Source organism: Luteimonas notoginsengisoli (assembly GCF_042648885.1).
GTDB classification, from domain to species: domain Bacteria; phylum Pseudomonadota; class Gammaproteobacteria; order Xanthomonadales; family Xanthomonadaceae; genus Luteimonas; species Luteimonas notoginsengisoli.
Genome location: NZ_JBHRYF010000001.1, coordinates 232569 through 253267 on the forward strand (window position 1 = coordinate 232569; position 20699 = coordinate 253267).

Annotated in this window: 19 protein-coding genes, 1 other RNA gene and 1 riboswitch; of the genes, 16 read left to right on the forward strand and 4 right to left on the reverse strand. The window is 70.1% G+C overall.

Annotated features, from left to right (window positions below; all coding sequences use genetic code 11):
* Positions 1–64 precede the first annotated feature (64 nt).
* The 7 genes from ribD to thiL all read left to right on the forward strand — a co-directional run bounded on the left by ribD (position 65) and on the right by thiL (position 6564).
* The gene (ribD, locus tag ACFOM9_RS01020; RefSeq protein WP_386705360.1) at positions 65–1174 is read left to right on the forward strand and encodes a bifunctional diaminohydroxyphosphoribosylaminopyrimidine deaminase/5-amino-6-(5-phosphoribosylamino)uracil reductase RibD; all 1110 of its coding nucleotides are present in this window, start codon (positions 65–67) and stop codon (positions 1172–1174) included.
* Positions 1175–1413: 239 nt separating this feature from the next.
* A complete protein-coding gene (locus tag ACFOM9_RS01025) occupies positions 1414–2178 on the forward strand; it encodes a class I SAM-dependent methyltransferase (RefSeq protein ID WP_386705361.1) in 765 nt (254 codons plus the stop codon).
* Positions 2179–2352: 174 nt separating this feature from the next.
* Positions 2353–2568: riboswitch (FMN riboswitch) on the forward strand.
* Positions 2569–2643: 75 nt separating this feature from the next.
* On the forward strand, positions 2644–3303 hold the full coding sequence (locus tag ACFOM9_RS01030; protein ID WP_386705362.1) for a riboflavin synthase: 660 nt from the start codon (positions 2644–2646) through the stop codon (positions 3301–3303).
* Positions 3300–4415 (forward strand): 3,4-dihydroxy-2-butanone-4-phosphate synthase, encoded by a 1116-nt coding sequence (gene ribB / locus ACFOM9_RS01035; protein WP_386705363.1) that lies wholly within the window; start codon positions 3300–3302, stop codon positions 4413–4415. Before ACFOM9_RS01030 ends, ribB begins: the two co-directional genes overlap by 4 nt.
* A gap of 93 nt (positions 4416–4508) precedes the next feature.
* Entirely contained in the window at positions 4509–4976 is a 468-nt protein-coding gene (ribH, locus tag ACFOM9_RS01040; protein ID WP_386705365.1) for a 6,7-dimethyl-8-ribityllumazine synthase, read from the forward strand.
* Positions 4925–5443, forward strand: coding sequence for a transcription antitermination factor NusB (gene nusB / locus ACFOM9_RS01045; protein ID WP_386705367.1), 519 nt, complete (start codon positions 4925–4927; stop codon positions 5441–5443). The genes ribH and nusB overlap by 52 nt, the downstream gene beginning before the upstream one ends.
* 170 nt (positions 5444–5613) lie before the next feature.
* Entirely contained in the window at positions 5614–6564 is a 951-nt protein-coding gene (thiL, locus tag ACFOM9_RS01050) for a thiamine-phosphate kinase (RefSeq protein ID WP_386705368.1), read from the forward strand.
* 90 nt (positions 6565–6654) lie between these two features.
* Here the strand turns inward: thiL and ACFOM9_RS01055 are convergent, their stop codons facing one another.
* The 4 genes from ACFOM9_RS01055 to ACFOM9_RS01070 all read right to left on the reverse strand — a co-directional run bounded on the left by ACFOM9_RS01055 (position 6655) and on the right by ACFOM9_RS01070 (position 10279).
* Positions 6655–7263 (reverse strand): uracil-DNA glycosylase family protein, encoded by a 609-nt coding sequence (locus ACFOM9_RS01055; protein ID WP_386705369.1) that lies wholly within the window; start codon positions 7261–7263, stop codon positions 6655–6657.
* The gene (locus ACFOM9_RS01060) at positions 7260–8648 is read right to left on the reverse strand and encodes an FAD-binding oxidoreductase (RefSeq protein WP_386705370.1); all 1389 of its coding nucleotides are present in this window, start codon (positions 8646–8648) and stop codon (positions 7260–7262) included. The genes ACFOM9_RS01055 and ACFOM9_RS01060 overlap by 4 nt, the downstream gene beginning before the upstream one ends.
* A gap of 90 nt (positions 8649–8738) precedes the next feature.
* A complete protein-coding gene (locus ACFOM9_RS01065) occupies positions 8739–9107 on the reverse strand; it encodes a YraN family protein (protein ID WP_386705371.1) in 369 nt (122 codons plus the stop codon).
* On the reverse strand, positions 9104–10279 hold the full coding sequence (locus tag ACFOM9_RS01070; RefSeq protein ID WP_386705372.1) for a penicillin-binding protein activator: 1176 nt from the start codon (positions 10277–10279) through the stop codon (positions 9104–9106). The genes ACFOM9_RS01065 and ACFOM9_RS01070 overlap by 4 nt, the downstream gene beginning before the upstream one ends.
* A 126-nt stretch (positions 10280–10405) precedes the next feature.
* On the opposite strand from ACFOM9_RS01070, the gene rsmI reads away from it, so the two are divergent.
* From rsmI to mraY, 9 genes are all read left to right on the forward strand, one after another.
* Positions 10406–11269, forward strand: coding sequence for a 16S rRNA (cytidine(1402)-2'-O)-methyltransferase (gene rsmI, locus ACFOM9_RS01075; RefSeq protein ID WP_386705373.1), 864 nt, complete (start codon positions 10406–10408; stop codon positions 11267–11269).
* Between the two features lie 622 nt (positions 11270–11891).
* Positions 11892–12307: RNase P RNA component class A (rnpB, locus tag ACFOM9_RS01080), an RNA gene on the forward strand.
* Between the two features lie 681 nt (positions 12308–12988).
* Positions 12989–13435, forward strand: a complete 447-nt coding sequence (mraZ, locus tag ACFOM9_RS01085; protein ID WP_386705374.1) for a division/cell wall cluster transcriptional repressor MraZ — start codon at positions 12989–12991, stop codon at positions 13433–13435.
* Positions 13436–13491: 56 nt separating this feature from the next.
* Positions 13492–14427, forward strand: coding sequence for a 16S rRNA (cytosine(1402)-N(4))-methyltransferase RsmH (gene rsmH, locus ACFOM9_RS01090; RefSeq protein WP_386705375.1), 936 nt, complete (start codon positions 13492–13494; stop codon positions 14425–14427).
* The gene (gene ftsL / locus ACFOM9_RS01095; protein WP_386705376.1) at positions 14424–14687 is read left to right on the forward strand and encodes a cell division protein FtsL; all 264 of its coding nucleotides are present in this window, start codon (positions 14424–14426) and stop codon (positions 14685–14687) included. Before rsmH ends, ftsL begins: the two co-directional genes overlap by 4 nt.
* Positions 14684–16687 carry a peptidoglycan D,D-transpeptidase FtsI family protein gene (locus ACFOM9_RS01100; protein ID WP_386705378.1) on the forward strand — a complete coding sequence of 668 codons (2004 nt, stop codon included), beginning with the start codon at positions 14684–14686 and terminating at the stop codon, positions 16685–16687. The genes ftsL and ACFOM9_RS01100 overlap by 4 nt, the downstream gene beginning before the upstream one ends.
* The gene (locus tag ACFOM9_RS01105; protein WP_386705380.1) at positions 16684–18174 is read left to right on the forward strand and encodes a UDP-N-acetylmuramoyl-L-alanyl-D-glutamate--2,6-diaminopimelate ligase; all 1491 of its coding nucleotides are present in this window, start codon (positions 16684–16686) and stop codon (positions 18172–18174) included. Before ACFOM9_RS01100 ends, ACFOM9_RS01105 begins: the two co-directional genes overlap by 4 nt.
* A complete protein-coding gene (locus ACFOM9_RS01110; protein ID WP_386705381.1) occupies positions 18171–19616 on the forward strand; it encodes a UDP-N-acetylmuramoyl-tripeptide--D-alanyl-D-alanine ligase in 1446 nt (481 codons plus the stop codon). The genes ACFOM9_RS01105 and ACFOM9_RS01110 overlap by 4 nt, the downstream gene beginning before the upstream one ends.
* Complete coding sequence (mraY, locus tag ACFOM9_RS01115; protein WP_386705382.1) at positions 19606–20694, forward strand: phospho-N-acetylmuramoyl-pentapeptide-transferase; 1089 nt, start codon at positions 19606–19608, stop codon at positions 20692–20694. The genes ACFOM9_RS01110 and mraY overlap by 11 nt, the downstream gene beginning before the upstream one ends.
* The last annotated feature ends 5 nt before the right edge of the window (positions 20695–20699 follow it).

The following is a 20699-nucleotide window of genomic DNA, read 5'->3' on the forward strand; positions in this document are numbered from 1 at the left end:
CCGGCCCCCTGATCGGCGGTACGTTCCGCACGGTAAGCCCCCTGCCACCACCACCGGAGACACGATGAGCGGGTTCACGGCCACCGATCACGCGATGATGGCGCGCGCGCTGCGCCTTGCCGAACGCGGCGCTTACACCACGCGGCCCAATCCGATGGTCGGCTGCGTGGTCGCGCACGGCGACGAGGTCGTCGGCGAGGGCTGGCACCGGCGCAAGGGCGGGCCGCATGCCGAAGTGTTCGCGCTGCAGCAGGCCGGCGAACGGGCGAGGGGCGCGACCGCCTACGTGACGCTCGAACCCTGCGCGCACACCGGCAGCACCGGGCCGTGCACGGAAGCGCTGGTGGCCGCCGGCGTCGCGCGCGTGGTGGCGGCGATGCGCGACCCGTTCGAGGCGGTCGACGGCAAGGGCTTTGAACGCCTGCGCGAGGCCTGCATTGCGGTCGAGTCCGGGCTCCTGGAAACGCAGGCCAGGGCGCTCAACAAGGGCTTCCTGTCGCGGCTCGAACGCGGCCGGCCGTGGCTGCGGATCAAGTTGGGCAGCAGCCTCGATGGCCGCACCGCGATGGCCGGCGGCGACTCGAAGTGGATCACAGGCACGCAGGCGCGGGCCGACGTGATGCACTGGCGGGCGCGCAGCGGTGCGATCCTCACCGGCTCGGGCACGGTACTGGCGGACGACCCGCAGCTCACCGTGCGCTTCCACGACGACACCGACTTCGAGCCACCGCTGCGGGTCGTGCTGGACACCGGCCTGGCCACGATCGCGCGCGGCAAGGTCCGCGCAGGCGATGCGCCGACGCTCTACCTGCATGCGCCCGACGTGAAGCCACCGCGTGACTTCGCCGCCGAGCGCGTGGCCGTGCCGCTGCGCGACGGCGAACTGGACCTCGACGCGGTGCTCGGGCTGCTGGCGGCCCGCGGCATCAACGAGATCCAGGTCGAGACTGGCGCCACCCTGGCGGGCGCATTCCTCAAGGCTGGGCTGGTCGACGAGCTGCTGGTGTACATGGCGCCGGTGCTGCTGGGCGAACGCGCCCGGCCGCTGTTCGACGGGCTGCGCATCGACCAGATGACACAGCGGCTGCAGCTGCGGCTGGTGGAAACCAGGCACGTAGGCGATGACCTGCGCCTGCTGCTGCGCCCGCAACAGTCCGGGGCCGGCTCCGCGTAACTGTGTCCACCAGGCGCTTTGGTGGGAGCGGCTTCAGCCGCGAGCTCTGGATTTTTGCACCCGCTACGGCCCCAAAGCTCGCGGCTGAAGCCGCTCCCACAAGAGCTCTGTCCGGTAAGCGTCGTCCGTAGGCAGGTGTAGGCATTGCGACGTTGCGGAGGGGCTGCGGCATCGCCCGTCTGCGGGGCTCCCCACCGCCGATGTATGCGTTATCGGGGTGTGGACAAATGGAGAACACGATGAGCAATGCAACGCCTGCGCTGTTCAAGGACCATTTCTCCGCCAGCGCCGAGGCATACGCACTGGCGCGCCCGACCTACCCGCAGGTGCTGTTCGACTGGATCGCTGCCATCGCGCCGGCACGCGACCTGGCGTGGGAAGCCGGCTGCGGCAGCGGCCAGGCCAGTCGTGATCTGGCTGTCCGCTTCGATCGCGTGCACGCCACCGACCCCAGCGCGGCGCAGGTCGCCCGCGCGCCCGCGATCGCGAACGTGCACTTCGCCGTCGAGCCCGGCGAGCGCTGCAGCCTGGGCAGTTCCAGCGTGGATGCGGTCTGCGTGGCGCAAGCGCTTCACTGGTTCGACCGGCCGGCCTTCTTCGCCGAATGCGCCCGCGTGCTGCGGCCTGGTGGGGTGCTGGTGGTGTGGGGCTACCAAGACATCGAGGTCCCGGCCCGCATCGCTGCGGCCAATGCCGAGCTGCAGGGCCGGATCTGGCCGTACTGGCCGCCGGAGCGCGCGGATATCGATGCCGGGTACGCAGGCTACGCCTGGCCGTTCGAGCCGGTGCAGGGGCCCGGATTCGACCTGGTTGCCGATTGGCCCGTGTCCCGGCTGCTGGGCTATTTCGCCAGCTATTCGGCCAGCAGGCGGTACCTCGAGGCCACCGGCCGGGATGCGGTCGCCGCCTGCGCCGCGGATTTCATCGAGGCCTGGGGAGATCCGGACACGACGCAGCGGGTGCGCTGGCCGCTGTTCGTCCATGCGCGCCGCAAGGCCGGCTAGCGACGGCGCGCATGTCGCCAGCCGGCAGGAAGACGCGTCCACACAACTTCGGCGATGAAACCCGGCGTCCGGCGCGTCAACCGGGACGCCAGCGGAATGCTGCGTCCGGCGGAGCCCGCGGGTGCCCGATGCTAGAATCGCCGCGTCGGGATGACCCCGGCGATCACCAGAACCAGACGTCTTCAGGGCGGGGCGAAATTCCCCACCGGCGGTAGGCGCGGCGCTTCCCACGAGGCCACGCGCGAGCCCGCGAGCGCTTCGGTGGCATCGGCAGCGCGCACTTCACTGTGCCGCTTCGATCCCGCGGAAGGTCAGCAGATCCGGTCCAATGCCGGAGCCGACGGTTGGAAGCCGCAAGCTTCCTCACAGTCCGGATGAAAGAAGACAGCAGCGCGCGGCCCTCGGGTCGCGCGCCGCCGCATGCCCCGGGACGTTTTTCATTGCCCAGCGCGAGGAAAACGTTTCATGTTCACAGGACTCATCGAAGGTGTCGGCCGGCTTGCCTCGCGCGAAACGCGCGGCGGCGATGCGCGGCTGCGGATCGCTGTCGGCACGCTGCCATGGAACGTGCACGCGGAACGCGTGGCGCTGGGTGAAAGCATCAGCGTCAACGGCGCCTGCCTGACCGTGGTCGCGTTCGACGACGCGCACTTTGACGTCGACGCCTCCACCGAAACGCTGGCGCTGACGACCCTGGGCGAACTGCCCGTTGGGACCGCGCTGAACCTGGAACGCGCGATGCGCGCCGACGACCGCCTCGGCGGGCACCTGGTCAGCGGCCACGTTGACGGGGTGGGGCGCGTGCGCAGCGTCGCCGACGACGCGCGCGCGCAGCGCTGGGTCTTCGATGCGCCGGCGTCGCTGCGCAAGTACATCGCGCGCAAGGGTTCGATCTGCGTCGACGGCGTCAGCCTGACGGTCAACGCGGTCGACGACACCGGCTTCGAGGTCGCGCTGATTCCGCACACGGTCGCGCACACCGCGTTCTCGCAGGCGGGCGTGGGCACCGCGGTGAACCTGGAAATCGACCTGGTCGCGCGCTACGTCGAACGGCTGCTTTCGGCGCGAACCGATTCCGCGGTTGCGGATTCGATCGACGCGGGTCCGGCGGGAGCGGGCGCATGAGCTTCGCCCCGATCCCGGAACTGCTGGAAGAGCTGCGCGCCGGGCGCATGGTCGTGGTCGTCGACGACGAGGACCGCGAGAACGAAGGCGACCTGATCATGGCCGCCGAACTGGTCAAGCCCTCCGACATCAACTTCATGGTCACCCACGCACGCGGCCTGGTGTGCCTGTCGCTGACCCGCGAGCGTTGCGCCCAGCTGGGGCTGTCGCCGATGGTGCGCGACAACACCTCCTCGCACCACACCAACTTCACCGTCAGCATCGAGGCCGCGGAGGGCGTCACCACCGGCATCTCCGCCTACGACCGCGCGCACACCGTCCGCACCGCGGTGCGGCCAGACGCGCAGCCGCGCGACCTCGCCCAGCCCGGCCACATCTTCCCGCTGGCCGCGCAGCCCGGCGGCGTGCTCGGCCGCGCCGGCCACACCGAAGCGGCGGCCGACCTGGCAATGCTCGCCGGGCTGGAGCCGGCCGGGGTACTGGTCGAGATCCTCAACGCCGACGGCAGCATGGCGCGGCGCCCGCAACTGGAAGTGTTCGCGCGCGAACATGGCCTCAAGATCGGCTCGATCGAGGACCTGATCCGCTACCGACTGGAAACCGAGCACACAGTCGAACGCGTCGACGTGCGCGAGATCGACACCGAGCACGGCACGTTCCGCCTGCACACCTATCGCGACCGGCTGAGCCACGCGCTGCACTTCGCCCTGCTGCGCGGCGAACCGGACCCGGCCACGCCGACCCTGGTGCGCGTGCACATGCAGAACCGGCTCGCCGACGGCCTGCACTGGCGGCGCGCGGACTTCGGCCCGCTGGTTGGCGACGTGCTGGCGATGATCGACCGCGAAGGGCGCGGCGCGCTGGTGCTGCTGGGCGAAGCGCATCGCAGCGAGGTCGAACAGGCCGAGGCGCTGCTGGCACGCATCCGCGAGCAGCCGCAGGCGCAGGCCACGCGCGCCGGCGCGCTGGCCGAATGGCGCAGGAACGGCGCCGGGAGCCAGATCCTCGCCGACCTCGGGCTGGGCAAGCTGCGCGTGCTGGGCACGCCGCGCAAGCAGGTGGGCCTGGCCGGCTACGGCCTGGAGGTCGTCGAATACCTGGAAGCGCCGTAGCCGGGCCTGGGGCCGCGTCGCGCATCGCGTCGCAGCGGATTCGCCCCGCTGCGGCGCGCTAAACTGTCGTTCCTCCTGCCCCCGGTTTCCTGCATGTCCCACTACGAAGGCGACCTGCGCGCCCCCGACGGCGCGCGCTTCGCGATCATCGCCAGCCGCTGGAATCCGCGCATCAGCGACACGCTGGTCGCCGGTGCGCGCGCGACGTTCGCCGCCCACGGCGTCGCCGAGGACGCAGTCGACGTGGTGCGCGTGCCCGGCGCATGGGAGATCCCGGCCGCCGCGGCGCGCATCGCCGCCGCGGGCGCGCACGCCGGCATCATCGCGCTGGGCTGCGTGATCCGCGGCGACACCCGCCATTTCGAACACGTGGCCGATGGCTGTGCCGACGGCCTGATGCGCGTGGCGCTCGACCACGGCGTGCCGGTCGCCAATGGCGTGCTCGCGGTCGACGCGCAGGAAGACGCCGAGCGCCGCGCCGGTGGCAGCCACGGCAACAAGGGCGAGGAATGCGCGCTGGTCGCGATCGAGATGGCCAGCCTGGCGGAGAAGCTGTCGTGAGCGGCCATCCGCATCGCCGCCGCGACGGCATCGACCCGGCCCGGCGCTCGCGTTCGCGCAGGCGCGCGCTGCAGGCCGTCTACGCCATGCAGCTGTCCGGCGCCGATGCGAAGAACGCGATCGCGCAGTTCGCGCACGAACAGGCGCACGAAGTCGCCGACCTCGAGTATTTCGAAGACCTGGTGCGCGGCGTCGAACAGCACCGCCGCGCGCTCGATGCGTCGCTGCAGCCGTTCCTCGACCGCGGCATCGAGGAAGTCGACCCGATCGAGCGCGCGATGCTGCGCATCGCGGCCTACGAGCTGCAGCACCGGCTCGACGTGCCATACCGGGTGATCATCGACGAGGCGCTCAAGGCGGTGAAACGCTTCGGCTCCGAACACGGCCATACCTACGTCAACGGCGTGCTCGACCGTGCCGCCGCCGAATGGCGGGCGCTGGAAATGCAGGCTGCGCGGGATCGCTGAGTGGCCGTGGCGCGTTGCCGCGAATGCACGCAGCGCGAGTCGATGCCCGGTGCCGCCCATCCCCCGCTGATGCTGCCGTCGCGCTCGTGCGGCCCGCGCGCGGACACCCTGGCTTGGACGTTACCGGTGGCCGCGCTGTTGTGGATCCCGCAGGGAGCGGCCTGAAACGCATGCCCACCGAGTTCGCCCTGATCGATGCCATCGCCCGCCGCGCCGCCGCGCGCGACGACGTGGTGCTCGGCATCGGCGACGATGCCGCGATCCTTTCCGTGCCCGCGGACCGGCAGCTGGTCGTGGCAATGGATACCCTCAATGCCGGCGTGCATTTTCCGGAAGATTCCCTGCCAGCCGACATCGGCTGGAAGGTGCTGGCGGTGAATCTGTCCGACCTCGCCGCGATGGGCGCGCGACCGGCGTGGTGCACGCTGTCGCTGTCGTTGCCCGCTTCGGACTCGCGCTGGCTCGAAGGTTTCCTCGACGGTTTTCTCGCGCTGGCCGCGCGCCACGGCGTCGCTCTGGTGGGCGGCGACACGACGCGCGGGCCGCTGTCGGTCTGCGTGACCGCACATGGTCTGGTCGAGCCGGGTCGGTCGCTGCGGCGCGACGGCGCGCGTATCGGTGACGACGTCTGGGTGACCGGTACGCTCGGCGATGCCGCGGGCGCACTGGCGCAGTGGCGCGCCGGTGGCGATCGCGACCCTGCGCTGCGCGAGCGGCTGGACCGGCCCGAGCCTCGCGTGGAGTCCGGGCTTGCGCTGGCAGGTCTTGCCCACGCGGCGATCGACGTGTCCGACGGCCTGCTCGCCGACCTGGATCACGTGTGTTCGGCCAGTCGTGTCGGCGCCGAGATCGCAGTCGGCATGCTGCCGCTATCGCCGGCGCTCGCCGCTGCCTTCGACCAGGGACAGCATCGCGCCCTGCAGTGCAGCGGCGGAGACGATTACGAGCTGTGCTTCACGGCCGCGCGCGAACGCCGCGACGACATTGCGGCGACCGGGGCCGGCGTCGCGATGACGCGAGTCGGTCGAATCGTGGCCGGCGAGGCGGTGTCCGTGGTCGACGAAGAGGGCAATCCGTGGCGATCGCCACGCCGCGGCTTCGATCATTTCGAGCCGATGTAGGGGGCGGCTTCAGCCGCGAGCTCCCCACCTCGTCACCCGGAAAAAATAGCTCGCGGCCGAAGCCGCCCCCGCGGACCCGGTATTCCCCTTTCATTCCTGCATGGGCATGGATGCTTGCGCGAGCACCGCTTGAACCCGGGCGCGCAACGTCGGCAGCACCTCGCCCTCGAACCACGGATTGTCCTTGAACCAGCGCACGTTGCGCGGGCTCGGGTGGGGTAGCGGCAGGATGGTCGGCATGTAGCTGCGCCACGCGCGCATCGTTGCCGTAAGGCTGTCCTGTCGCCGTGGGCCGAGGAAATACGCCTGCGCGTACTGGCCTACCAGCAGCGTCAGCTGCACGTCGGGAAGCAGCGGCAGCAAGCGCGGATGCCAGGTCGCCCGGCACTCGGGACGGGGCGGGGCGTCTCCGGAACCCGCCTTGCCGGGATAGCAGAATCCCATCGGCACGATGGCCACGCACCGCGGATCGTAGAACGTGGCGTCGTCGACCTGCATCCACTCGCGCAGGCGCATGCCGCTGGCGTCGCTCCACGGAATGCCGGACGCATGCACGCGCGCACCGGGCGCCTGCGATGCGATCAGGATGCGCGCACCGGGTGCGGCCTGCAGCACCGGACGCGGTCCCAGCGGCAGCGATGCCGCGCAGGCGCGACATGCGCGGAGCTCGCGCAGCAGTCCGTCCAGCGCACCGCTCACGGCGGCAACACCTTCCCGGGATTGAGGATGCCGTCGGGATCGAAGGCGGCCTTGACCGCACGCATCGCCGCCAGCGTCGGGGCGTCGAAGGCCCGGTCCATGAAATCGCGCTTGGCCACCCCGATGCCGTGCTCGCCCGACAGCGTGCCGCCCAGCGACAGCGTCAGCGCGAACAGCCGCGGCAGCGCTGCATTCGCGCGCGCCGACTGCGCGGCATCGTCGGGGTCGAACAGGATGTTGGCGTGCAGGTTGCCGTTGCCGGCGTGGCCGAACGCAACGATCGGCAGGTCGAACTCGCGGGCCAGCGCTTCGATGCCGGCGACCAGCGCGGGGATGCGCGACACCGGCACCACGACGTCCTCGTTGATCTTGCCCGCGGCGATCGTGCGCAGAGCGGGAGACAGCGCCTTGCGCGCTGCCCACAGCGCTGCGTTCGCGGCCGGGTCGGTGGCCGCGGCGAGATCGAGCAGGCCGGCCCCGCGCGCCGCGCGTTCGAGGGCGGCGACCACGTGCGGCAAGGTCTCGCGATCGCCGTCCGCCTCGATCATCAGCAGCGCCCCGGCATCGGGGATGTCGGCGCCCCCCACTTCGCGCACCAGCCGGACGCAGGCCGCGTCCATGAATTCGATCATCGCCGGGGTTTCCGGCTGCGCCATGATCCGCGCCACGGCGGCGCCGGCGCTGGCGACGTCGACGTACGACGCGCGCAGGCCGGCGCGCTGCGCCGGCACGGGCGCAAGTTTCAACGTCGCCTCGACGATCAGCGCCAGCGTGCCCTCGCTGCCGACCAGCAGGCGCGTCAGGTCGTAGCCGGTGGCGTTCTTGGTGGTGTTGCTGCCGACGCGGATGACTTCGCCGCGGCCGGTCACGGCAACCAGCCCCAGCACGTTGTCGCGCGTCGCGCCGTACTTCACCGCGTGCGGGCCGCCGGCGTTGCAGGCGAGGTTGCCGCCGACCGTGCACTGGTCGGCGCTCGCCGGGTCGGGCGGCCAGAACAGGCGATGCGGCGAAAGTGCGCGCTGCAGGTCGCCGTTGAGCACGCCGGGCTCGACCACCGCCTGCCGGTCGTCGGGGCGGACCTCGAGGATGCGCGCCATGCGTTCGAACGACACCACCACGCCGCCCGAATACGGGATCGCCGCGCCGGTGCTGCTGGTGCCCGCGCCGCGGGCGACGATCGGGATCCGATGCTCGCGACACGCGTCGACAATCGCCACCACGTCCTCGACGCAGTCCGGCAGCGCGATGGCCGACGGCATCGCCCAGCGCTTCGAACTGTCTTCGCCGTAGCGGCGCAGGTCGCCGGCCACCTGCCAGCCATCGCCCAATCGCGCGCGCAACGTGGCGTCGAGGGATGCGGGAAGGGAGGTGTCCACGGTCGTCATTGTAGAGGGGCTGCGGCGTCGCGATCGCCGGCGCGGTTCCAAGATTCGGGGTTCACGACGTGGAATCGCCGGGGCCGCGCACGGGACCGCTCAATCGTCGGCGCGGAACGCGTCGCGCAGCCAGACGAACGCCGGCGAAGCGGGGTCGCCGCTGGCATCGACCACGTCGAAACGACAGGGCGCGTCGGCGAAGCGGCGGTGCGCGACGAGGAAGGCCTGCGCCGCCTTCACCAGCTTGCGGCGCTTGCCTGCATCGACCGACGCCGCGCCGCCGCCGAAGCTCGCGTTGCGGCGATAGCGCACCTCCACGAACACCACGACGTCGCGGTCGAGCATGACCAGGTCGAGTTCGCCGAAGCGGTAGTTGGCGTTGGCCGCGATCGCGTCCAGTCCCTGGCTCAGCAGGAAGTCGCGCGCCGCGGCCTCGATTACGGCCCCGCGCGCGCGGGTGTCGGTCAACCGCCGCTGCCCAGCGACACGACGTAGCCGTTGCTGAAGGTGGACCACAGCGGCGTGCGCAGCACGTTGCCCTCGGGGCCTACGCGCAGCACGCCGGTCGCGCCCTGCACGCTGCCGTCTGGGGTCAGCGCAAGGTGTTCGAGGTAGGCGGTCAGCAGCCAGGCATCGAAGCCGAACGCGAACAGCTTCGCCGCCGGGCCGTGCGCGGTGGGCAGCGTCTTCTGCGTTTCGGCGGCATTCGGCAGGCCATTGACCTGCACCAGCCCCCAGCGCTCGGCGGGGAACTTGATGCCGTCGAGGACGCGGTCTTCTTCCGCCTTGCCGGTGCCCGACAGCAGTTGCGAAGTCGCTACGCGCGGCTTGCCGGCCAGCCCCGCGGCGGCGAGCTGCGGCGCGATCGCGCGCGCCTGGCTGCCGCGCAGCGCGATGAAGATCGCATCGACGCCGGGCCCGTTTGCCCTGGACTGGAGCAATGGCAACACGTCGGGCTTTTCGCCCACCACTGCCATGACCTGCATCGCGCCGCCGTGGGTCACCAGCTGTTTGCCGAACGCTTCGGTGCTGCGCCGCGCGTAGTCGTCACCCGAGCTCAGCACGAGGACATTCTTCACGTTCAGCGATGCCAGGTAATCCGCCGCGCTGCTGCCCTCGTCTTCCGGCGCCAGCGAAAAGCTCGCGCTGTTGGCAGGCGGCGCGACCGTGCCGCGGTTGAGCGCCAGCACCGGCACGCCCGGCTGCACGTTGCGGAACACCGCGTCCACGCTGTCGCGCCCCAGCGGCCCGAGCACCTGGTCGGCGCCGTCGGCAACCGCGCGGTGGTACGCAGCGATGGCGCCGCCGCTGCTGTTGGCGGTGTCGTAGAAGCGGATCTCGGGCCGGCTGCGGCGCTCGCCGTAGTAGCCGGCGAGCAGGCCGTCGCGCACCGAGGCCGCGGCGGTGGCCAGGTCGCCGCCCAGCGGCAGCAGCACCGCCAGCTTCGTCGGCGGCCGATAGCCATCGCGTTCGGCGGGCGGGCGGGTGCCGGCGTCGAACTGCCAGTGTGCGTTGCGCTGGCTGGTGTCTTCCGGGGCCTCGGGCTTTGGCGCGGTCGGCGCAACCTGCACCGTGGAGCAGCCGGCGGCCAACGCGGCAAGCAGCGCGATGGCGAAGATCCGTTTCGATGAATGACGCATATGCCGGCCTGGAAGCGAGAACGGCTAGGATTCTACCGTTCCGTGCAGGTCGCCGGGGCAGGCAGCCCGGAGCCGCGTTGGTCCCGATACCGTAGGCCGCTCGCAGCGCCGCAGCCAAGGAGAGAGATGTCCACCCAGGATCATGCCCAGGCAGGCGATCGCGCCGCCCGCGGGGTCAGCGGCACGCTGCACGTCGTCGCCACGCCGATCGGCAACCTCGCCGACCTGTCGCCGCGCGCGCTGGAAACGCTGCGCGCAGTGGCGGCGATCTGCGCCGAGGACACCCGGCACACCCGCCAGCTGCTGGCGCATTTCGGCATCGAGCAGTCGCTGGTCGCGCTGCACGAACACAACGAGGACGAGGTGGCCGGCCGGCTGGTGGCGCGGCTGCTGGCTGGTGAATCGCTGGCGCTGGTGTCGGACGCCGGAACGCCGCTGGTCAGCGACCCCGGTTTCCGCCTGGTGCGCGCGGCGCGGGCCGCCGGTGTGCGCGTCAGCCCCGTGCCGGGCGCCAGCGCGCTGGTGACTGCGCTGAGCGTGGCCGGGCTGCCCAGCGACCGGTTCGTGTTCGAGGGCTTCCTGCCGGCCAAGGCGGGGGCGCGCCGCGCACGCCTGGACGCGCTGGTCGGCGAGCCGCGCACGCTGCTTTTCTATGAATCCTCGCATCGCATCGAGGACACGCTGGCCGACTGCGTGGCCGCCTTCGGCGGCGAACGCCAGGCCGTGGTGGCGCGCGAGCTGACCAAGCTGTTCGAGACGGTGCTCGATGGCACGCTGGCCGAACTGCACGCACGCGTGGCGGCCGACGCCAATCAGCGCAAGGGCGAGTTCGTGCTGCTGGTGCACGGCGCCGGCGAGGATGCCGATGCGCGCGTTGCCGAGGGTCGGCGGGTGTACGCGAAGCTCGGCGAGCACCTGCCGCCGTCGACCGCGGCGAAGCTGGCGGCGGAGATCACGGGGGCGCCGCGGAAGGCGCTGTACGGGTCCTAGGGCCGGCTTTTCACCGCCGACGAAGTCTTTTCTCCCGGGTGTGGGAGGCTGATCGCTCAGCGTTTCTCCTCACGTGCCGAGGTGAAGGCGTGCTGCTTGCGAGCGATTTGGCTCGCGCACGCCTGGATGCCTCTGCGCGCTGCGCGGGGCGGGGGCGGAGTGAGGTGCCCGGGGACATCGAGGCGCGAGCGCAGCAACTGTTTCTGCTCTTTTCCAGGAGGGCTGCAGCAATAGCGGCAGGGGCAGCAAGATCAAGGGCTTTCGCGCCGTGACGGCGCGAGCCACCTTTCTTTGCTTGTGCAAAGAAACCTGGCGCAAAGAAAGCACATCCCTGTGCGGCGCCCTGCGGGTTTTGCCCGCCGGCTCCGCCGCTGCGGAGGGGCCCCGAAGGTCAAGATCAGATCTGACAGCAACAGCCAAGCCACAGCCACAGCCACAGCCACAGCCACAGCCACAGCCACAGCCACAGCCACAGCCACAGCCACAGCCACAGCCACAGCCACAGCCACAGCCACAGCCAACAGCGTCGCCGCGTCGCCGCCGGGCCGCGACGCGTCCAGTAGAGACCTGGGCGGCCAAGGTTCGCCGTGTGAGAGGGGTGTCGTGAGACAATGGCCGTGGCGGAGTCGGCCAGACAGTCGCGTCATTCGAAAGAATGCCGAGGAAAGTCCGGGCTCCACAGGGCACGGTGCCAGGTAACGCCTGGGCGGCGCGAGCCGACGGAAAGTGCAACAGAAAGATACCGCCGAACGCTCCTGCCGCTCCGGGGCACTTGCCGGACGAATGTCCGGCCAAGTGTTCCCGGACCGCCGAAAGGCGGAGGCAGGAGGTGTGGCAAGGGTGAAATGGTGCGGTAAGAGCGCACCGCGAGCCTGGCAACAGGCCGGCACGGCAAACCCCACCGGGAGCAAGGCCAAATAGGGACCTCATGACGTGGCCCGCGTCGGGTCCGGGTAGGCTGCTTGAGCGTAGCGGCGACGCTGCGCCTAGAGGAATGACTGTCCAAGACAGGACCCGGCTTATCGGCCGGCTCCGCCACTTTCCTCAGATGACCGTGAGTCCGTTAGGCCCGGTAAGTGCAGTAGCGGCTTGAGCCGGAACGTGTCTCCGGCCGCCTCGCCTGTGCAACAGCGTGTGGGTGAAGCGCGCCAGTGGCTCCTGCTGAGGTCGATGGGCACGGCATCGCGGCAGTTCCATTGGCTAATCGCAGATCTGGCTCCGCCTGTCGCGGTCACCAAGCTTCCTGTCGCTGCCGTTCTATGCCGCAACTCAACTCGTACAGACGGTTCCCGGCAAAAAGCTCGCGGCTGAAGCCGCTCCTACGAGAATCCGGAATCTGGGCGGCGCCCCTCGACCCCTGAATTCGCGACAATCCGGCGATGAACGCCCGGTTAGGTCTGAAGACAGGACAATGCGCACTTGATCATCGCCTGCGACGATCCGGACTTTGCTTCCTTCAGCAATGTCGAGACCTCGTTCAGATTGAGACGAAACGCCCAAATCTCAAAATTTGAGACGAATCAGCCGCTTGTGGATAAAGCTTGAACAAGTCTCTCAAGTGTCGCGCAAGTCATTGACGGCATTGGCGAAAAAGCGCGTTTGGCCTGTTGACAACCCTGTGGGGCGACCCTAAGGTGGCGACTCGTGGGGAAACCGGGAAATTAGTGGTTTTCGCGCGCTGAAGTCCGCCGAAGACGGACATGACGGGCCAGGGTTGTTGTGTTTCAGGGTGAGACTGCCATCACGATCGACGACAAGGGCCGGCTGGCGATCCCGACCGGCTACCGTGATGTCGTCGCGCGCGAATGCGGCAACCGCCTGGTCATTACCTACAACCCCTTCGAGTCCGGTTGCCTGTACGTCTACCCGCAGCCGGTCTGGGAAGGCGTGCGCGACCAGGTCAACAAGCTGCCGCGGACCAAGAAAAACAGCCGCCTGCTGCAGCTGAAGCTGGTCGGCGCGGCGACCTTCGCCGAACCCGACGGTAATGGCCGCATCAGCATCCCGGCCAGCCAGCGCAACGCGATCGGCATCGAGAAAAAGGCCGTGCTGGTGGGCATGGGCGACAAGTTCGAGTTGTGGAGCGAGCAGGCGCATCTCGCGCAGATCAGGCAGACGCTGGGCGATGCCGATCTGGGTGAAGAGCTGCTCGATTTGCAGTTGTGACGGGCGGTGGCGCGGACGCCCGGTCCGCCCACCTTCCTGTGCGGCATTTGCCGGTGATGTACGCGCAGGTCATGGAAGGGCTGCGGATCCTGGAAGACGGAATCTATCTCGATGGCACGTTCGGGCGGGGCGGACATGCGCGTGGCGTGCTGCAACGCCTGGGCACCGGAGGCCGGCTGCTGCTGATGGACAAGGATCCCGAAGCGATCGCGGTTGCCGAACACGAGTTTGGCGCCGACCCGCGCGTGGCGATCCATCGCGGCAGCTTCACCGACCTCGCGCACTGGAGCACGGCGCAGCACGGCCTGGACGGCGTGCTCCTGGACCTGGGCGTGTCTTCGCCGCAGCTCGACGTTGCCGGGCGCGGTTTCAGTTTCGGAAAGGACGGCCCGCTCGACATGCGCATGGACCCCGACAGCGGCGAAAGCGCGGCGCAGTGGCTGGCTCGCGCCGGCGAAGCCGAGATCGCCGACGTGCTGTGGAACTACGGCGAGGAGCGCATGAGCCGCCGCATCGCCCGCACGATCGTCGCGCGCCGCGCCGAGCAGCCGATCACCCGTACCGCGCAGCTGGCCGAGCTGGTCGCCTCGGTGATGCCGCGTGGCAAGCCGGGGCAGAAGGAGATCCATCCGGCGACGCGTTCGTTCCAGGCAATCCGCATCCACGTCAACCGCGAACTGTCGGATCTCGAAGCGGGCCTCGATGCCGCCCACGCCGCGCTCAGGCCGGGCGGGCGGCTGGCGGTGATCAGCTTCCATTCGCTGGAAGACCGCATCGTCAAGCGCTTCATCGCCAGGCACGCGAAGGCGCCCGCGGGCAATCGCCGCCTGCCGGCGGCGGAAGACTTCGTGCCGACGCTGCGCGCGATCGGCGACGCCCGGAAGGCCGATTCCACGGAACTGGCCGGCAACCCCCGCGCGCGCAGCGCGGTGCTGCGGGTGGCTGAGAAGCTGGGTGAGAACCCGGCAGCCTGCGCAGGAGGCACCCGATGACCCGCATCATCGTCGCCGTCCTGGTGCTGGCCAACATCGTCACCGCGATCGGTGTGGTCAACGCGCGCCACCAGCACCGGCAGCTGTTCGTGCAGCTCACCCGTCTGGAGCACGCGCGCGACGAACTCAACATCGACTTCGGCCGCCTGCAGCTCGAGCAGGCGACCTGGGCCGAGGCCAATCGCATCGACCAGATCGCGCGCAACCGGCTCGGGATGAAGTTCCCCGAAACCGCGGACATCGTGGTGATCAGGCCATGAGAAACCGGGAATCGGGCATCGGGAAGTCTGGCCGTTCGACCGCTGGCAGCCGGGAATCGGGCAAGCGCGAAAGCGCGCTGGTCCGCTTGCTCGGGCTCTTCAGAGCACGCGCCGCCGATCACGAACCGCGGCCCTCGCGGCGCAACCGCGCGCAGTTCAACCTGCGCGGCCGGCTGAAGCTCGTGGTCGGCACGCTGGCGGCGTGCGCGGTGGCGCTGCTGGTGCGGGCGGTCGACCTGCAGCTGGTCGACAACGCCTTCTATCAGCAGAAGGCCGACGCACGGATCCTGCGCGAGATCCCGATCCCGACCTCGCGCGGCATGATCACCGACCGCAACGGCGAACCGCTCGCGGTCTCGACCCCGGTCGCATCGCTGTGGGCCAACCCGCAGGAGCTGAGCAAGTATCCAGACCGCCTGCCGCAACTGGCCGAGGCCACCGACCTCCCATTGGACTACCTGACGCGCTACGTGTCGCAGCGCGCGGACAAGGAGTTCATGTACATCCCGCGCCACCGCCGGATCAGCCCCGGCGCCGCGCGCAGGATCCTCGCGCTCAACATCCCGGGCGTGTTCTCGCAGCGCGAATACCGCCGTTTCTACCCGCAGGGCGAGGCGATGGCGCACATCCTCGGGTTCACCAACATCGATGACGAGGGACAGGAAGGCGTCGAGCTGGCCTTCGACGACTGGCTGCGCGGCAAGCCCGGCGCGGAGAAGGTGATCCGCGACCGCCGCGGGCGCATCGTCGAGAACGTGGACCTGGTGCGCGCCGCCGAACCGGGCAAGGACCTCACCCTCAGCATCGACCGCCGCATCCAGTACCTGACCTACCGCGAACTCAAGCACGCGCTGCTCGAGAGCGGCGCCAGCAGCGCGTCGGCGGTGGTGCTCGACATCAGCACCGGCGAGGTGCTGGCGATGGCGAACCTGCCTTCGTTCAATCCCAACGCGGTCGAATCCGGCCAGCGCGAATCGCATCGCAACCGTGCCGTGACCGACCTGATCGAGCCGGGTTCGACGATGAAGCCGCTGACCGTGGCCGCGGCGCTGGAAGCCGGCGTGGTGACGCCCGGCACGCTGATCGACACCAACCCGGGCTGGATGCCCAACGGCCGCTACCGCACCACGGACACCAGCAACCACGGCGTGCTCACCGTCACCGGCGTGATCACCAAGAGCTCGAACGTGGGCGTGTCGAAGATCGTGGCCAAGCTCGACGACCAGGACTTCTACGAGTTCCTGCGCAGGTTCGGCTACGGGCAGAGCACCGAAAGCGGATTCCCCGGCGAAGCCGCGGGCCTGTTCCCGCCCCCGTCGCGCTGGAGCGGCACCACCAAGCAGACGATGTCGTACGGCTACGGCATTTCGGTCACGCCGCTGCAGATCGCCCACGCCTATGCCGCGCTCGCCAACGGCGGCAGGATGATCGAGCCGACCTTCGTCAAGGGCCAGCCGCAGGAAACGCGCCAGGTACTCGATCCGAAGATCGCGCACGAAGTGATGAAGATGATGCAGACGGTGACCGAGCCCGGTGGCACCGCCAAGGACGCCGCGATCCTGGGCTACCACGTCGCCGGCAAGACCGGCACCGCGCGCATCGCCAGCGGCGGCGGCTATTCGCGCCGCTACGCTGCATTCTTCGCTGGCGTGGTGCCGGTCGACAACCCGCGCTTTTCGATGGCGGTGGTGGTGATGGATCCCGATCCCAGCCGCCGCGGCTACTACGGCGGCCGCGTTGCCGGCCCGGTGTTCCACAACGTCATGGAAGGCTCGCTGCGGCTGATGGACGTGCCGCCGGACGACATCGAAACCTGGCTGGCGGCGCAGGCCAAGGCACAGAAGAAGCAGGGAATCGGCAGTCTCGGTTCGGGATCCGGCAACGCAGCGGGCGCACCTGCGGCGGAAGCCGGGGCGGCACCGCGGGCGACAGGCGGCCGGGCTGCAGCGAGCGCCTTGCCTTCACCGATCCCGGCGGCGCCGCTGGGAGGCGCCCGATGACCCGCGCCATGCTGCTGTCCGAACTGCTGCCCGACGTGGCCGCGGTGCCGCCGACGCTGGCGATCACCGGGCTGGTGCTCGACAGCCGCGCGATCGCGCCGGGCGACGCGTTCGTCGCGATCGGCGGGTTCGGCACCCATGGCCTGCATTTCGTCGAACAGGCGCGCGCGGCCAACGCCGGCGCGATCCTGTTCGAACCGCCGGTGCCGGGCGACGTGCCGGCGCCGCCGGACGACGCGATCGCCGTGCCCGGCCTGCGTGCGCGCATGGGGGCGATGGCGGACACTTTCCACGGCCAGCCCTCGCGCGCGATGGCGATGGTCGGCGTCACCGGCACCAGCGGCAAGACGTCCACCGTGCAGTTGCTGGCGCAGGCGTGGACGCTGCTCGGCACCCGCAGCGGCACCATCGGCACACTCGGCGCGGGGCTTTACGGCGAGGCGGTAGCGACCGGTTTCACCACTCCGCTGGTGCTGCAGATGCATGCGCTGCTGGCGGACCTGCGCGAGGCCGGCGCGGCGTCGGTGGCGATGGAAGTCAGTTCTCATGCGCTCGACCAGGGTCGCGTGGACGCAGTGCATTACGACGTGGCGGTGTTCACCAACCTCACCCGCGACCACCTCGACTACCACGGCGACATGGAAACCTACGGCGCGGCCAAGGAGCGTCTGTTCTCGCGCGGGGGCTTGCGCGCCGCCGTGGTCAACCTGGACGACGCCTTCGGGCGCGCGCTGTTCGAACGCATCCCCGAGGGCGTGCAGAAGATCGGCACCAGCGCGCGCGGCGATACGGCCGCGCGGGTGCGCGCCGAACGGCTGGCGCTCGATGCGTCCGGCATCGCCTTCGACCTGGTGATCGACGAGACGCGCGTGCAGGTGCGATCCGCGCTGCTGGGCAGCTTCAATGTCGCCAACCTGCTGGTCGTGGCCGGCGTGCTGTCGTTCCAGGACGTGGCAGCCGACGCGATCGCCAGCGTGCTGTCGCAGCTGCAGCCGATTCCCGGCCGCATGAACCGGCTCGGCGGCCACCCGGCCGCCGATGGCCGCGAACTGCCGCTGGTGGTGGTCGATTACTCGCACAAGCCCGATCCGCTGCAGCAGGCGCTGGCGTCGCTGCGCGGCCACCTGCGCGGCCGGCTGATCTGCGTGTTCGGCTGCGGCGGCGAGCGGGACCGCGGCAAGCGCCCGCAGATGGCGGCGATCGCCGAGGCCGGAGCGGACCTGGTGATCGTCACCGACGACAACCCGCGCGGCGAGGACGGCGACGCGATCGTGGCCGACATCGTCGCCGGGTTCTCCGATCCTCAGGCGGTCGTGGTCGAACGCGATCGCCGCAGGGCCATCGCCCGGGCGATCGGCGAAGCCGGCGCGGACGACATCGTGCTCATCGCCGGCAAGGGCCACGAATCCTACCAGGAAGTGGCCGGGGTGAAGCACCCGTTCGACGACCGCCAGGTCGCGCGCGAACTGCTGGAGGGCAGGGCATGAACCCGCTTCCGCTCGCGCGCATCGCCCAGTGGTCCGGCGGCCACCTGCAGGGCGGCGACATGCCGATCGACACGGTCGTGACCGACACGCGGGCGATCGCGCCCGGTGACGGCCGCTCGGCGCTGTTCGTCGCATTGAAGGGCGAGCGTTTCGACGGCCACGACCACGTGGCCCATGCCGGCGAACTCGGCGTGCGTGCCGCGCTGGTGTCCCGCCTGGTCGACTCCCCGCTGCCGCAGGTGCTGGTCGCCGACACCCAGCGCGCACTCGCCTCGCTTGCCGCGGCGATGCAGCACGCGCGCACCGGCAAGGTCGTCGCAGTCACCGGCAGCAACGGCAAGACCAGCGTCAAGACGCTGCTGCTGTCGATCCTGCAGCGCGCCGGCAAGGCCTATGCGAACCCGGGCAACCGCAACAACGAGATCGGCCTGCCGCTGGCGGTGATCGACGCGCCGGACGATGCCGACTTCGCGGTCTATGAGATGGGCGCCGGCAAGCCGGGCGACATCGCCTACCTCACCGCGGTGGCGCGGCCGGACGTGGCGCTGGTCAACAACGTCGCCCCCGCGCACCTGGAGCGCATGGGCAGCCTGCTCGGCGTGGCTGACACCAAGGCCGCGATCTACGACGCGCTGCCCGCCGATGGCGTAGCGGTGATCAACGCCGACGATGCGTTTGCACCGTACTTCGCCGAGCGCGCGCACGGACGGCGCCTGCTGCGCTTCGGCCTGGACGCGCAGGCCGACGTCAGCGCGCGCGACCTGCGCTTCGCCGAGGACGGCATGCGGTTCGTGCTGACCGCGCCGGAAGGCGAGCGCGAGGCGATGGTGCCGATGCCCGGTCGCCACAGCGTCGCCAATGCGCTGGCCGCCGCATCGCTGGCGCTGGCCTGCGGCGTCGGCCTGGAAGACATCGTCGCCGGACTGCGCGACGCGCAGCCGGTGGCCGGTCGGCTGGTGCGGCACCGCCTGCCGGGCGACGTGCTGCTGGTCGACGACAGCTACAACGCCAACCCCGGTTCGCTCAACGCCGCGGTCGACACCCTGGCGGCCGCCGCCGGCGAAGCCTGGCTGGTATTGGGCGACATGCGCGAGCTGGGCGCCGACGCGCAGTCGCTGCACGAGCAGGCGGGGCGCCGTGCGAAGGAAGCGGGCATCGCGCGGCTGTACGCCCTGGGCGCGCTGAGTGCCGCGGCCGCGACGGCGTTCGGCGAAGGCGGCCGGGTGTTCGACTCGCACGCCGTGCTCGCCGACGCGCTGCGCGCCGACATCGCCGTGTTCGCGGCTCCGAGCATTGCGTCCAGGGACGAAAAGGTCGCGGCTGAAGCCGCTACCGCACACGCAGCGCGGCTTCAGGTGCTGGTCAAGGGATCGCGCGGCAGCGCGATGGATCGCGTCGTGACGGCGCTGCTCACGAACGTGGAAGCCGCGCATGCTGCTTGAACTTACACGCTGGCTGCAGCAGCTCGACGACCTGTTCGGACTGTTCGCCTATCTCACCTTCCGCGGCATCCTCAGCGCGCTGACCGCGCTGGCGCTGTCGTTGTGGTGGGGGCCGGCGATGATCCGCAAGCTGGCGCAGTACAAGGGCGGCCAGCCGATCCGCCAGGACGGCCCCCAGACGCACTTCTCCAAGGCCGGCACGCCGACCATGGGCGGCGCGCTGATCCTGACCACGGTGCTGGCCTCGGTGCTGCTGTGGGGCGACCTGCGCAACCGCTACGTGTGGCTGGTCCTGGTAGTGATGCTCGCGTTTGGCGCGATCGGCTGGTACGACGACTGGATCAAGATCGTGCGCCGCGACCCCAACGGGCTCAAGTCGCGCTGGAAATACCTGCTGCAGTCGCTGTTCGGCCTGGCGGCCGGGCTGTTCCTGTACTTCACCGCCGACCCGACGGTGCCGGCCGCCACCACGTTCTTCGTGCCGCTGCTCAAGCAGGTCGCGATCCCGCTGGGCGTGTTCTTCGTCGTGGTCGCCTACTTCTGGATCGTCGGCTTCTCCAACGCGGTCAACCTCACCGATGGCCTCGACGGCCTGGCGATCATGCCCACGGTGCTGGTGGCCTGCGCGCTGGGCGTGTTCGCCTACGCGTCGGGGAACGCGGTGTTCTCGACCTACCTGCAGATCCCGCAGATTCCCGGGGCGGGTGAACTGGTGATCATCTGCGCGGCGATCGCCGGCGCTGGACTCGGTTTCCTGTGGTTCAACACCTATCCGGCCATGGTGTTCATGGGCGACATCGGCGCGCTGGCGCTGGGCGCGGTGCTCGGCACCATCGCCGTGATCGTGCGCCAGGAGCTGGTGCTGGTGATCATGGGCGGCGTGTTCGTGGTCGAAACGCTGTCGGTGATGATCCAGGTGGCGTCGTTCAAGCTCACCGGCAAGCGCGTGTTCCGGATGGCGCCGATCCACCACCACTTCGAACTCAAGGGCTGGCCGGAGCCGCGCGTCATCGTGCGCTTCTGGATCATCTCGGTGGTGCTGGTGCTGGTCGGCCTCGCGACGTTGAAGGTGCGCTGATGGAC